The sequence below is a fragment of the Pedobacter boryungensis genome, from assembly GCF_013204825.1.
Lineage (GTDB): Bacteria > Bacteroidota > Bacteroidia > Sphingobacteriales > Sphingobacteriaceae > Pedobacter > Pedobacter boryungensis.
On record NZ_JABMKV010000001.1, the window covers coordinates 978,443 to 992,395 of the forward strand.

The window sequence follows — 13,953 nt, forward strand, 5'->3', positions numbered from 1 at the left end:
AAACAATGATTTATTTCGTCAGCAATTTATTAACCTCTTGTTCTACAAATTTATTTTTAGGAACTAGTTTTTGGTTTTGCTCGTCATCAATTCTGCCAATGTATTTAATTAAAAAACCATTTGATTTCTTTTGCAATACTACAGCGGTTGGTGTTTCTCTTATACCTAATAACCAGGTATATTTAAAATTATCGTCAGATAAATAAGGAAATGTAAACTGCTTATTGATTGCCAGTTTTTTCATTTCGGGCATCGCATCTAGCGGATATTTAATCGGATCATCTCCATAAGGACCAATAGCTACCACAGGAAAACCCTTAACCTTATATTTCTTATCTAAAGCCATAATTCTAGGTTCGTAGGCTATACAATGATCGCAAGTTGGAGTCATAAAAACTAGAATAAAACCTTTTACCGCTTTTTGAGCTTTTAAATCATATACATTTCCTTTGGTACTTAATAAAGCTAAATTAGGCAATACCTCACCAACTTTTAATGTTTTTTGGGCATATACAGCTGATGTTAAACTAACTACTAAACAAAGAAAGCTTATTATTTTACGCATATTATTATTTTAAAGTTCCTGTTTTTACAATTGCATTCTGATAAACAGGCATATTCAGATCATCAACTACAACACCTCTGGTAGTGGAGGCGTGCACAAAAAAATTGTTATTCAAATAAACGCCAACATGGTCTACTTCATTGCCTCCAAAGGAAAAAAAGATAAGATCACCTTCTTCTAAATTACTTTTGTTTTTCTTTTTTACAGACTCTGCCTGATCTTTTGATCGTCTTGGTAAAGTATGTCCATAAATATTCTTTTCTAACAATAATGCAAAACCCGAGCAATCTATTCCGCTTTTATCTAATCCGCCTAAGCGATATTTAACACCTGTCCAATCGGTAATGAAACGATATAAATCTTTACTTTTTAATGCAGCCATGGCATCTGCTGCTTTTGCTGCTTTTTCACTCGGATTAACTGTATATTTTCTAGAACTGCATGATGCTAAGAGCAATCCAAATATTAAAACAATAAAACAATTTACTTTTAGTGCTTTCATACCTAAGTTTTAATTAAACGTTGTATTTCATCCAATTTCAGCAAAGCTTCAACAGGTGTTAACAAATTTACATCTAGGTTATTTAACGTGTCTCGTATTTTTACTAACACTGGATCATCAATAGCGAACATTTGTAACTGATAAGCCTGATTTTGAACCTTCTTAATGCTATCCTTAATACTTTGTCCCTCGGTTCTATCAATCTCTAAACGTTTTAATATTTCGTTTGCACGATTAATTAATTTCGATGGCATTCCAGCCATTTTAGCTACATGAATACCAAAACTATGTTCACTTCCACCTGGCACTAATTTGCGCAAGAAAATTACCTTATTGTTCATCTCTTTAATCGTTACATTAAAGTTCTTGATACGGCTCATTGTATTTTCTAACTCATTTAACTCGTGATAATGGGTAGCAAATAAAGTTTTTGGCCGTGCCGTTGGATGTTCATGCAAAAACTCTGCAATTGCCCAAGCTATAGAAATACCATCATACGTACTCGTACCACGACCAATTTCATCTAACAAAATCAAACTTCTATCCGAAATGTTATTTAAAATACTAGCTGTTTCATTCATTTCTACCATGAATGTACTTTCTCCACTAGATAAATTATCAGAAGCTCCTACTCTTGTAAATATCTTATCAATTATCCCGATATGAGCTGCTTTTGCAGGAACAAACGAACCAATTTGCGCCATTAAAACAATTAGTGCAGTTTGTCTTAAAATAGCTGATTTACCAGACATATTTGGACCAGTAATAATGATAATTTGTTGTGTATCATTATCTAAAAAAACATCGTTGGTAATGTATTCATCGCCTGTTGGCAATTGTTTTTCTATTACCGGATGGCGGCCGCCTTTAATGTCTAATTCTTTTTTATTGTTAAGTATAGGTTTGGCATAATGATTTTTAATGGCCAATTGTGCAAAACAAAGCAACACATCTAATTGTGCAACTAAATAGGCATTTAACTGAATAGGTTTAATATAATGTGAAACCTGATACATCAATTCATTATATAAACGGACTTCGATTGCCTGAATTTTCTCTTCTGCACCTAAAATCTGTTCTTCATATTCCTTCAGTTCAGGAGTAATATATCGCTCTGCATTTACCAAAGTTTGCTTACGGATCCAACTTTCTGGAACTTTATCTTTATGCGTATGCGTAACCTCTAAATAATAGCCAAAAACATTGTTAAAAGATATTTTTAACGATGGAATACCAGTAGTAGCTGCTTCTCTTTTCTGAATTTCAACTAAATATTCTTTTCCGCCAAAGGCGATTTTACGTAAACGATCTAATTCCTCATCTATTCCATCGGCAATTACATTTCCTTTAATCAGCAAAGCTGGAGGATCTTGATTTAATTCTCGCTCTAACTTTTCCTTAATGCTTAAACAAGGATTTAATTGCGATGCTAAAACGGTAAGAAATGGATTTTTCGTTTCTTCAGCTATTTTTTTAACATCTGCAATATGAGATAAAGCTCGTTTTAATTGAACCAATTCTCTTGGCCCAGCTTTTTGCAAACCAACTTTAGAAATTAGTCGTTCTAAATCTCCAATTGGTTTAATATGCGTTAAGAATTCTTGCAAAAGTTCCTCATGGTGCACCAAGTACTCTACCATTCCCAAACGCTCTTGAATAGGTTTGAGCTCTTTTAACGGCATAATAATCCACTTATGCAACATTCTTGCACCCATTGGTGTACACGTGTCGTCTAGAACATCGAATAAAGTTACGCCGTTATCGTTAGCTGTACTTACCAATTCTAAATTGCGAATAGTAAACCGATCTAACCACATATAACGTTCTTCTTCTAACCTAGAAATAGAACTAATGTGTTGCAAATTGCGATGCTCAGTTTCACCTAAATAATTTAAAACCACACCTGCTGCTACAATACCAGCATTTAATTTATCTACCCCGAAACCTTTAAGTGAGTTTACCTCAAAATGTTTAGTTAGTATTTCATTCGCATAATCTGACGTAAAAGCCCAATCATCAAGATGAAAAGTATAAAATTTATCACCAAATAGGTTTAAAAATTCTTGACGTTTACTTTTCTGGAAAACAACTTCAGTAGGTCTAAAACCTTGCAAAAGTTTGTCAATATACTCTGCATTGCCTTGAGCAACTAAAAATTCTCCAGTAGAAATATCGCAAAAAGCAACGCCAATGTTTTGTTTATCGAAGAAAACCGAGGCGAGGTAATTATTTGCCTTCTGACTTAAAATATTATCATTATATGCAACACCTGGTGTAACCAACTCTGTTACGCCTCTTTTTACAATAGTTTTAGTAGTTTTTGGGTCTTCCAACTGATCGCAAATAGCTACGCGTTGTCCCGCTCTAACCAACTTAGATAAATAATTTTCTAAAGAATGATGTGGAAAACCAGCTAACTCCAAAGCTCCGTTTGGTCCTGTGCCACGTTTAGTTAAAACAATGCCTAAAATTTGTGCTGTTTTTATAGCATCTTCACCAAATGTTTCGTAAAAATCTCCAACTCTAAACAACAATAATGCACCAGGATATTTCGCCTTTATAGTATTGTATTGTTGCATTAATGGGGTAACGGTCTCTTTTACTTTGGCCAAAATTTATCTAAATTAGTAATCTGTAAATATAGCATCTTGCCCATTAGCGTTGAAGTTTTTGTGGATAAATTATTTAAATGTTAAGAGGTAAAATAAATAATAAGCCTACTTTTTTAGAAAAGCAAATTCCCATATATGATTGATGTCAGTCCTGCTATTCACTTTATTCCGTTTCGTTACTATCAGGTTTAGATGGCAAAAGAAATACAAATATTAATGAACAAGACGCTTAAAACAAACTTTGCTGTAAATTTGGTTTAGGTTCATTTCCAAGAAACTTAAAATCATGATTCAAAACTTCATACTGTCTTACCTTTATATCAGGATTAAATTTCCTTAAAACAAGCCCAACACAGTCAAAGTTTAGTTTTACATCTGCAAACATTTTAAGTGCTGTTGCAACATTATCTTCGCTTAATTTTCTACCAATCGACATATGTGGATCTTTACTATGATTAACATTTTTTATCTTCAAGCCTTTTTGTATGTTCAACATTAATTGTTTTAATGCAATCTTCGAATTTCCATCAGGTGTAATAAACACTGCTCCATTTTTGTAGCTGCTAACTCCTTCAAAGTTTACATGAAATGGCTTTTCATAACTTGATAAATCCTTAAGTTGATTAATTATTTTTTCAATTTCATCATCATCAGCTACAAACTCACTAATAGTAACATGCGCTTTTGAATTTTTACTATTAAACCAATTGATAGCAGTACAAAGAGAATTCTTAAGCTCATTCACGTAGTCAATACCAGATTTTGGTGGCATAATAGCAATTGAATATCTTGGTTCTATTAGGTTATCCATTTTTAAAACTAATTTAAATGAAGAAATTAAAATTAATGACATTTCTTGTATTAATGACTAGTTGCATTAATATATCTATCTTTGCTAAACACAAAAAAGCTAATGGCAGTTTTACATAGAAAAGAAGAAAAAATACAAGCAGTACTAGGCAGATTGCCTAAAAAGTATACAGATGAACAATTTGTAGAAATGTTTATCAAATTATATTCCAAAGATTGGGGCAAAATTAAATCAGCCTACATCAAACAATCTCAAGATAAGGAACCTGGTACGGTAATAAACATGCCGAAACCAGATTTATATTTAAAGCAAGTTTTAACTTCTTTTTTACAACAAAATGCACCTGCAATAGCTGAAGTAGCGGAACCAACAAAAAAAGTAAAGGTACTGACTAAAAATAAAGTTATTACTGAAAAGCCAGCTAAAAAAGCTGTTACAAAAAATCTTTAGTATAATACTTAAAGCTTTTTTATATAACTGAGAAATAACTCCAATGCTTTTCTCTTCTCATCAGTTAATTCGAAATCTAGTTTGTTTACAAGGTAATCTTCTAAATCGAAGTTCTTGAGTTGGGGCAATTCTTTTAAAACTTCATTTATATGTGCTAATCCAAATTTCAAAGCTTCATCAAATGCAGCGACAAAAGTTGGAGAAATGGTTTTATTAGCCACCCAAGCCGCATAAACAAAAGGTAAACCAGTAAACTTCATCCACTCCTCGCCCATATCATACACATGAGCGAAATCTCCCTTACGACCAAAAGTACGATCGCCAATTAGCACAATTGCGTCAGTTAACGCCTCTTGATCAGTTGTAAATTCTACTTCAACTTTAAAGTGAAATTTTAATAAAACCTTTGCTAGGTTATTAGAAGTACGTGATTGTAAATCGAGCTTTACCGTTTTTATTTCTGCAGCAGGCACATTAGAAAAAATAAAAACAGAATTAACTGCGCCTACCGAGCCGATACAATATGAACCTATAATATTAGCATTAGGCACATAAGGTATTGCAGCAACTGGTATTAAACCGATATCTACTTTATTATCAATAAGTTTTGCGGCACAATCTGATGGGATATCTAAACTTAAATCTATTTCATCACGAACATCACTACGCTCAATTCCATAAATAAATGGTTTGGTATTGGTATAAGAAACTGCAGATATTTTTATTTTACTCACTATATTTTACTCCTCTTCTTCACGTCCCTGAATTTATTTCAAGGTCTGTTTTGCAAAAAGATGCTGAAATAAATTCAGCATGACGATTTCTATAAATTATTTTAAATGATCGGTATTGTTAAAATCGATAACAGCAAATCTATTATCCTCAAAACTTAACCTATATAATGTTGTGTTTTGGTGTGGGAAATCACCCATTTCTGATAGTGGTTTATCAAGTAATAAACATAGTAATAACCTCATAGCTCTGCCATGCATGCACACTAAAATTCGCTTTTCATCAGTTTTACTTTTAATTATCGAAAGTGCTTCTTGTAAACGGAAACTTACATCGTTTGGGCTTTCTCCACCTTCAAATTTCGCATCATAGTTACCACCTTGCCATTTTTCAACTACTTCTCTAAAAGCCGCTCTAGATTCTTCCGTATTTGGCTGGCCTTCCCATAAACCCCAGGCTAATTCATCTAAACCAGCTAACTGCTCCCAAGGTAAACCTAAATCTATAAATTGCTGTACCGTTTGATGTGTACGCTTCAATTCAGAAGTGTAAATTTTATCAAATGCTACAGTTTTATATCGCTCAAAAAATGCTGCAGCTTGTGCTCGACCGGTATCATTTAAATCACTATCAACTCCTCTGCCCTGCACAATTCCTAATTTATTCAGTTCAGTTTCGCCGTGGCGTATAATGTATAATTCTTTATCCATTAGTTAATTACAGGCAATTTATAATATGATGGTTTAACATCACTTTCAAAAATAATATCAGTATAATCAGTTACAACATTATACAATGTATCTCTTTCAATAGGTTTTCTGCCTACTTGTTTAATTAAATTAACCAACTCTTGTGTGCTCATTGCCGGATTTTGCTCTTCAGCACCTGCCATCGAATAAATTTTGGTTGTATCATCCAAGGTTCCGTCAATATCATCAACCCCAAAATTTAACGACATTTGCGCAGTTTCTCTACTAATCATTGCCCAATAAGCTTTAATATGATCAAAATTATCTAAGTAAATACGAGCAATGGCATAGTTGCGTAAATCTTCAACCACCGAAACTTCTGGCACATGGCTCATTTGGTTATGTTGATTTCTGAATTTTAAAGGTATGAACGTTTGAAAACCCTTAGTTTGATCTTGTAAATTTCGTAAACGCTCCATGTGATCTACACGATGTTCATATTTCTCAATGTGGCCATATAACATTGTTGCATTAGAACGCATATCTAGTTTATGCCATTCTTCATGTATCGCCAACCATTGATCTGCGGTACATTTATCTTTGGCAATTTGCTCTCTAATTTCTGGATGAAATATTTCTGCTCCACCTCCAGGAATTGATTCTAAACCTGCGTCTTTCATCAATTTCATGCCGGTCGCATAATCTATTTTTGCCTTTTTAAAGATATAATGATATTCTACTGGAGTTAATGCTTTTACATGCAATTCGGGACGATGTTTTTTAATTGCACTGAATAAACCTGAATAAAATTCTACATCGTATTGCGGTAAAACACCACCTACAATATGAACTTCTGTTACAGGTTCTGTATCATATTTTTTAACGATATCGAGCATCTCATCCATAGTTAATGCCCAACCTTCTTCTTTCTGTTTAATTAAACGAGAATACGAACAGAATTTACAATCGTAAACACAAAGATTAGTTGGCTCTAAATGAAAATTACGATTGAAAAAGGTTTTATCCCCATGCTTTTCTTCTCTAATAAAATTAGCCAACACACCTAAATAACCTAATTCTGCATGTTCATATAAGTAAACTCCTTCATCAAATGTAATACGTTGATGGTTTTGAACTTTTTGAGCAATCGCCTTTAAAGGTGCTGCAAGAGTTGGGTTGTTAAGAAGTAGAGTTAAAGCCTGCACAATAATTCATTTTATGTTTAGGCAAAAGTACAATATTGACCTAATTGAAAATCATTTTCTTGTAAAAATGGCTTATTTAGAAACAATACATCAAAAGAAAGCCGCAGATGCGCAAGATTTAATATCCTCTGCACATCTGCGGCTAAAATATAATTGGATATTATTTAACTGCTTTTGTAAAATTTAGTACAATGTAAGCAGTTTTGCTACCGTATTCTATTGGCGATTTAATAACCATATTCGTTCCATCTGATGAAGAAAGCATTAAACGGTAACCATCAGTTACGTTTTTAGCTTTATCACCTTCGTTTAATTTCTTAAATTGGAAAGTTTCATCAGCTGTGCTTACCGACCAAAAAATTGCTTGTATTTTAGCTCCACAACTTGCACTTGATGGTAAACTATAGCTACCATTTCCACTATTTGTTAAATCCCAAGTGCTACCTACAAAACATTTATAAGAGCTTTCGCCTAAGAAAGATTTCACGGCAACCTCAGGAATACCATCAAAAGTAATGTCGTTTAAAACCCAATTACCTGATACATCGCCACGTTTTACCGCAACTGAACCACTTGTTGTTTTCGGAGAGCAGCTTTGTAACACTATTAATGAACTACAAATTAAGGCTGCTATTAAAAATATTCTTTTCATATACTTGTTTTTTGATTAGCTTTTACATAAATCTTGCCAAAAACATTTTTTTTGCGAGATAAAATTTAGCTTTGTTATAAATCTTCAGTATTTAATTCGTAAAAAATGAAACCAGAAACTGCCGCCATCCATGCGTTAAATTTAGTAAAAAGTGCCACAGGCGATGTGACAATGCCTATTAGCTTATCTACCACTTTTTTACGTGATGAAGAGGGTGGTTATCCAGGTGGATATATGTATAGTCGGATGAATAATCCTAACAGAGCCGCTTTAGAAAATGTAATTACAACATTAGAATTCGGTGCTGATACTTGTGTTTTTTCATCTGGTAATACCGCAGGAATGTCTGTTTTTCAGGCCTTAAAACCTGGTAGCCATATTATTGCACCTGATGACATGTACTGGGGGCTAAAAAAACAGTTATTAAGTATTTTTAACGAAACCTTAACCTTCGATTTCATTAATTTAATTGATATCGATAAAGTAGAAAGTTTCATTAAACCAAATACAGTGTTGATTTGGGCAGAAACTCCTTCAAATCCACTCTTAAAAATTACAGATATTAATGCTCTTGCAAAGATTTGTAAACACCACAAACTCATTTTAGCAGTTGATAGTACCTTTGCATCTCCAACTTTACAAAACCCAATTAAACTAGGTGCAGATATCGTAATGCATTCTACAACAAAATATATTGGTGGTCATAGCGATGTGTTAGGAGGCTCTTTAACTACTGCTACAAAAAACGAATTTTGGGATAGAATTAAAAATATACAACAAAACGGTGGTGCAGTTCCTTCTCCATTTGATTGTTTTTTACTACTTAGAAGTATTAAAACTTTAGCTTACAGGGTAAAAGGCCATTGTGAAAACGCAATGAAATTAGCTCAATATTTAGAAAGTCATCCAAAAGTAGAAACGGTATATTATCCGGGTTTAGCTTCTCATCCACAACATGACATCGCAAAGAAACAAATGAAAGATTTTGGCGGAATGTTATCTGTATTGGTTAAGGGTGATGCAATAGCTGCCAAAAAAGTTGTAAACACAGTGAAGATATTTGCTCAAGCTACTAGTTTGGGTGGTGTAGAAAGCTTAGTGGAGCATCGTGCTTCTGTTGAGGGACCTGATACTAAAACTCCACAAAATTTAATTCGGGTTTCGGTTGGATTAGAACATATTGACGATTTGATTGCAGATTTTGAGCAAGCATTAGGTTAATAACTAATAAGTAATAAAACTATTAGTCCTCACAAATCAATTTTATTGAACTAATTTTCAGATAGTTAATTATTAATCAAAATTTTATTTTGCATATTTTACAATACAATCCTATATTTGAAATATTATTTGGTGAAAGCTAAATAAAAAATCAAATCTTTAATCGGTTTGATTTATAAAGAAGTGGCGAGAGACAGGCTCTTTGACCCACTGGCAACCCTCCCTAACGGAGAAGGTGCCAATTCCTGACCAGCCAACATGGTGTTGTTTGGAAATATAAATTAAGAAGATGAAAACAGTTAATTTAATTTCGTTAAGCGAAAATCTTAAGTCAAGCCCCAAACGGTCAATTGCGTTTTTAAATGTAAATCTGATTTGTTGTAACATGCACTTAATGAACTGTATGTGCTGTCGCATATACTAGTTAAAAAATCTTCCACTTTGTTATTATTCAATCCGGAAGGTCTCGAGAAATCGAGATACGCTGTTACCTATTATCAACTCCACATTACATTAAAAAGAAGAATTAGTACATCATGAGCACAGTAGCTATCTATAAACACCCTAAAATATTCAAACTAGAAAACGGCAAAAAGTTGCGCAATCTCGAAATTGCTTATCAAACATTTGGAAAACTAAATGCCAATAAAGACAATGTAGTTTGGGCTTGTCATGCCTTAACTGCCAATGCAGATGTATTAGATTGGTGGAAAGGATTGTTTGGAAATAATGCTTTATTTAATCCCGAAGAACATTTTATTGTTTGTGCTAACATTTTAGGCTCAAATTATGGAACTACAAATCCTTTAAGTAAAAATCCAACAACTGGTCAACCTTACTATTTATCTTTCCCAGAATTTACGATTAAAGATTTAGCCGCTACCCACAATTTATTAGCTAATCATTTAGAAATAAGTACAATCAAAGTTTTAATTGGAGGATCTTTAGGTGGTCAACAAGCTTTAGAATGGTCGTTAGCTAAAACACAAACGATAGAAAATTTAATTTTAGTGGCTACAAATGCAGTTCATTCTCCATGGGGAATTGCTTTTAACGAAAGTCAACGTTTAGCGATTAGTGCCGATCGGACATTTTACTCAAATCAGCCAGATGGTGGGTTAAAAGGTTTAAAAGTTGCTCGTAGTATAGCCTTATTATCTTATCGTACTTACGAAGCGTATTCGGCAACGCAACTGGAAAGTGTAAACGATAAAATAACAGGTTACAGAGCAGCATCTTACCAAAATTATCAGGGAGAGAAATTATGTAAACGTTTTAATGCCTACAGCTATTGGTATCTAAGCAAGGCTATGGACAGTCATAATGTTGGACGAGGAAGAAAAAGCATTACTGCAGCGCTAGCAGAAATTAAAGTAAATACATTAGTGATTGGTATTGAAAATGACGTGCTCTTCCCTATTAGTGAACAAAAGTTTTTAGCTAGCCATATTAATGAAGCCCAATTTAGCAGTATTAATTGCGCTTATGGACATGATGGGTTTTTAATAGAAACTGATAAACTAACAAATATAATAGGGAATTTCTTAAAAGAAAGTAGCGATAAAAAAATAATCAAATTACATAAAACAGCCTAGTAGAGAATTAGAGCAAGGAATAAAGACAAGAATATAATGAGTAAGAAACTTAAAATAGGATTATTTGGATTTGGAGTAGTTGGACAAGGTTTACATGATATTATTCGTGGGCAAAACCTAAATTTAGAAGTAGTAAAAATTGCAATTAAAAACCCTGAAAAGAAACGCAGTTTAGATGCCCAACTTTTCACTACTTTTCACGACGAGATTTTAAATAATCCAGAAATAAACACAATAGTAGAATTAATTGACGATGCAGATGTTGCTTTTCAAATTGTAAAAAAAGCACTAAGCAATGGTAAACATGTGGTATCGGCCAATAAAAAAATGATTGCTATTCATTTAGAAGAATTAGTGCAATTGCAAGCAAAGTATGGTACATCTTTATTGTACGAAGGTGCAGTTTGTGGCAGTATTCCAATTATTCGTAACCTAGAAGAATATTACGATAATGAACTTTTACATGGCATTAGTGGTATTTTTAACGGATCATCAAACTACATCTTATCTAAGATATTTAACGAAGGATTAGCTTATGAAACTGCTTTAAAACAAGCTCAAGATTTAGGTTTCGCAGAAACTGATCCTATTTTAGATGTTGGAGGATACGATCCGAAATACAAACTGGCAATCGCTACAGCACATGCTTATGGTTTATTTATTAATCCAAATCATATACTAAATGTTGGTATACAAAATATTTCTGATGCTGATATTCAATATGCAAGAGAGAAAAACTTTAAAATTAAATTAGTACCAACAGCACGTAAAATAAGCACCAAACAAGTTGTCACATTTGTATTACCAAAATTTGTGAAGGCTGATGATTTTCTCTACAATGTAGAAAATGAATACAATGGCGTTACTGTGCAAGCAGCATTTGCTGATAAACAATTCTTCTTTGGTAAAGGTGCAGGTGGGCATCCTACTGGCGCAGCTGTACTTTCTGATATTGCTGCATTACGTTATGATTACCGTTATGAGTATAAAAAATACCATCAACTCAATGGCTTAATTCATACTGATAAAGTGAGTATTGAAGTGTATATAAGATATGTACATGAATATACGATAGAGAAATTACAGGTAGAAAATATCTCAGAACGTTTTTCTCGTAACGAATATAAGTATGTAATTGGAAGTGTGAGTTTAAAAAATTTAATCGCACACCGTGATTTACTTTTAAATAAAGATGTATTTATAGCACAAACTGGAAAGTTAAGCTATAGTCAACAAGATATTGCTGCAATTGCCGAAGAAGGTATTCTGGCTAATTAATTGTTTTTTGTTTTGTTTTGAGCAAAAAAGCCTCGACTTTATGTTGAGGCTTTTTGCTGTTTAAGGTATTTTGTTTCTAGTATCTTCATACGCCATTCGATTGGGTATCGTAATGCGATAGAATAATTTGAATTGTATTATAATCGCTTTGAGATTCCTGCATATGCAGGAATGATGAAAATGAGCAATAAAAAAAGGTCTACATAAAAACATAGACCTTAATACTTACTTAAGTTATTTAACGTAAGCTAATTAATCTCTCTATTGATATCCCAATTCTCTAAATAATCTGCTACGCGACGAACAAAAGATCCTCCTAAAGCACCATCAACTACTCTATGATCGTAAGAAAGTGAAAGGAACATCATATGTCTAATTGCAATCACATCGCCAAATTCAGTTTCTAAAACAGCTGGTTTCTTTTTAATAGCGCCTACTGCTAAAATTGCAACTTGCGGCTGATTGATAATTGGAGTACCCATTACATTACCAAAAGACCCAACATTTGTTAAGGTGAATGTTCCGTTTTGAGTTTCGTCTGGTTTTAATTTGGAGTTACGAGCACGGGAAGCCAAATCATTAACCGCTTTAGTCAAACCCACTAAGTTTAATTGATCTGCATTTTTGATAACAGGTACAATTAAATTTCCGCTTGGTAAGGCTGCTGCCATACCAATATTAATATCACGTTTTTTAATGATTTGCGTTCCATTAACGGTCACATTAATCATTGGAAAATCTTTTATCGCTCTGCTTACAGCCTCAACAAAAATCGGTGTAAATGTAATTTTTTCATTTTCGCGTTGTTCAAATGCCTTCTTCACCTTATCACGCCACATTACCATATTAGTTACATCAGCCTCTACAAATGAAGTAACGTGTGGTGAGGTATGTTTACTCATTACCATATGTTCGGCAATTAGTTTACGCATTCGATCCATTTCTATAATTTCATCACCACCACTTACAGAAGTTACAGGTTTTGCGGGTGAAACTGCAGGTTTGCTGGCTTCAACTGTGGCTGGAGCTTCTGTTGCAACTGGTACAGCTTTAATTGGCGCACCACTATTTTTGCTTTGGATATAGTTTAACAAATCATCTTTAGTTAAACGTCCTTCTGCTCCACTCCCTTTTACCTGGTCAAGTTCTGCTACAGTTATATTTTCCTGTGCAGCAATATTTTTCACCAATGGCGAATAAAAACGATCTGAATTTTTAAAGTCTTGAGGGGTATTTTCTTCAGTTTTGTTAATTGGCAATTGAGCTACACCTGGAATACTTTCTACGTTAACTGTTGGTGCCACAACTTCTTCTTTTTTAGGTTCTGTAACTGGAGTACTTTCTGTTGTGCCTTCAGTTTCTATAATTGCAATTACCGCACCTACTTGAACCACATCATCAGCAGAAAAAAGTTGTTTTACCAATTTACCAGCCACAGGCGATGGAACCTCAGAATCTACTTTATCCGTTGCAATTTCTAATATCGTATCATCCAACTGGATTAAATCTCCTGGTTGTTTAGTCCATTTAATGATGGTTGCTTCTGCAACACTTTCTCCCATTTTTGGTAACAATAATTCGTATTGAGCCATATTGTTTTTGGTATGTTTATAATTGGTATCTGAGCGCAAAAGTACGCCT

13 protein-coding genes and 1 riboswitch are annotated in these 13,953 nt (G+C 33.5%); of the genes, 4 read left to right on the forward strand and 9 right to left on the reverse strand.

All coding sequences use genetic code 11. The features are described 5' to 3' along the window. Window positions 1–10: 10 nt before the first annotated feature. The 4 genes from HQN85_RS04245 to HQN85_RS04260 all read right to left on the reverse strand — a co-directional run bounded on the left by HQN85_RS04245 (window position 11) and on the right by HQN85_RS04260 (window position 4,532). Window positions 11–565 carry a redoxin family protein gene (locus tag HQN85_RS04245; protein WP_173269128.1) on the reverse strand — a complete coding sequence of 185 codons (555 nt, stop codon included), beginning with the start codon at window positions 563–565 and terminating at the stop codon, window positions 11–13. 4 nt (window positions 566–569) lie between these two features. Further along, window positions 570–1,067: a C40 family peptidase gene (locus tag HQN85_RS04250; RefSeq protein ID WP_173269130.1), complete on the reverse strand. Its 498-nt coding sequence runs from the start codon at window positions 1,065–1,067 to the stop codon at window positions 570–572. 2 nt (window positions 1,068–1,069) lie between these two features. Continuing rightward, the gene (gene mutS, locus HQN85_RS04255) at window positions 1,070–3,646 is read right to left on the reverse strand and encodes a DNA mismatch repair protein MutS (protein WP_173270219.1); all 2,577 of its coding nucleotides are present in this window, start codon (window positions 3,644–3,646) and stop codon (window positions 1,070–1,072) included. A gap of 262 nt (window positions 3,647–3,908) precedes the next feature. Further along, complete coding sequence (locus HQN85_RS04260) at window positions 3,909–4,532, reverse strand: 2'-5' RNA ligase family protein (RefSeq protein ID WP_216847218.1); 624 nt, start codon at window positions 4,530–4,532, stop codon at window positions 3,909–3,911. 60 nt (window positions 4,533–4,592) lie between these two features. Between HQN85_RS04260 and HQN85_RS04265 the strand changes: the two genes are divergently transcribed. Further along, window positions 4,593–4,940 (forward strand): hypothetical protein, encoded by a 348-nt coding sequence (locus tag HQN85_RS04265; RefSeq protein WP_246249603.1) that lies wholly within the window; start codon window positions 4,593–4,595, stop codon window positions 4,938–4,940. Window positions 4,941–4,948: 8 nt separating this feature from the next. Here HQN85_RS04265 and HQN85_RS04270 read toward each other — a convergent pair whose 3' ends face one another. The 4 genes from HQN85_RS04270 to HQN85_RS04285 all read right to left on the reverse strand — a co-directional run bounded on the left by HQN85_RS04270 (window position 4,949) and on the right by HQN85_RS04285 (window position 8,218). Further along, window positions 4,949–5,674, reverse strand: coding sequence for a menaquinone biosynthetic enzyme MqnA/MqnD family protein (locus tag HQN85_RS04270; protein ID WP_173269134.1), 726 nt, complete (start codon window positions 5,672–5,674; stop codon window positions 4,949–4,951). A 96-nt stretch (window positions 5,675–5,770) separates the two neighbouring features. Beyond that, window positions 5,771–6,382, reverse strand: a complete 612-nt coding sequence (locus tag HQN85_RS04275; RefSeq protein WP_173269136.1) for a histidine phosphatase family protein — start codon at window positions 6,380–6,382, stop codon at window positions 5,771–5,773. Further along, window positions 6,382–7,566, reverse strand: coding sequence for an aminofutalosine synthase MqnE (mqnE, locus tag HQN85_RS04280; RefSeq protein WP_173269138.1), 1,185 nt, complete (start codon window positions 7,564–7,566; stop codon window positions 6,382–6,384). Before mqnE ends, HQN85_RS04275 begins: the two co-directional genes overlap by 1 nt. Window positions 7,567–7,726: 160 nt before the next feature. Further along, window positions 7,727–8,218: a hypothetical protein gene (locus tag HQN85_RS04285; protein ID WP_173269139.1), complete on the reverse strand. Its 492-nt coding sequence runs from the start codon at window positions 8,216–8,218 to the stop codon at window positions 7,727–7,729. Window positions 8,219–8,323: 105 nt separating this feature from the next. Here HQN85_RS04285 and HQN85_RS04290 point away from each other — a divergent pair, with 105 nt between their 5' ends. The 3 genes from HQN85_RS04290 to HQN85_RS04300 all read left to right on the forward strand — a co-directional run bounded on the left by HQN85_RS04290 (window position 8,324) and on the right by HQN85_RS04300 (window position 12,312). Further along, the gene (locus tag HQN85_RS04290) at window positions 8,324–9,439 is read left to right on the forward strand and encodes a trans-sulfuration enzyme family protein (protein ID WP_173269141.1); all 1,116 of its coding nucleotides are present in this window, start codon (window positions 8,324–8,326) and stop codon (window positions 9,437–9,439) included. A gap of 170 nt (window positions 9,440–9,609) precedes the next feature. Then, a riboswitch (SAM riboswitch) is annotated at window positions 9,610–9,722 on the forward strand. Window positions 9,723–9,975: 253 nt separating this feature from the next. Next, window positions 9,976–11,034, forward strand: coding sequence for a homoserine O-acetyltransferase family protein (locus HQN85_RS04295; protein WP_173269143.1), 1,059 nt, complete (start codon window positions 9,976–9,978; stop codon window positions 11,032–11,034). 36 nt (window positions 11,035–11,070) lie between these two features. Then, window positions 11,071–12,312, forward strand: coding sequence for a homoserine dehydrogenase (locus tag HQN85_RS04300; RefSeq protein WP_173269145.1), 1,242 nt, complete (start codon window positions 11,071–11,073; stop codon window positions 12,310–12,312). Window positions 12,313–12,560: 248 nt separating this feature from the next. Here the strand turns inward: HQN85_RS04300 and HQN85_RS04305 are convergent, their stop codons facing one another. Then, window positions 12,561–13,904 carry a dihydrolipoamide acetyltransferase family protein gene (locus tag HQN85_RS04305; protein ID WP_173269147.1) on the reverse strand — a complete coding sequence of 448 codons (1,344 nt, stop codon included), beginning with the start codon at window positions 13,902–13,904 and terminating at the stop codon, window positions 12,561–12,563. Window positions 13,905–13,953 lie beyond the last annotated feature (49 nt).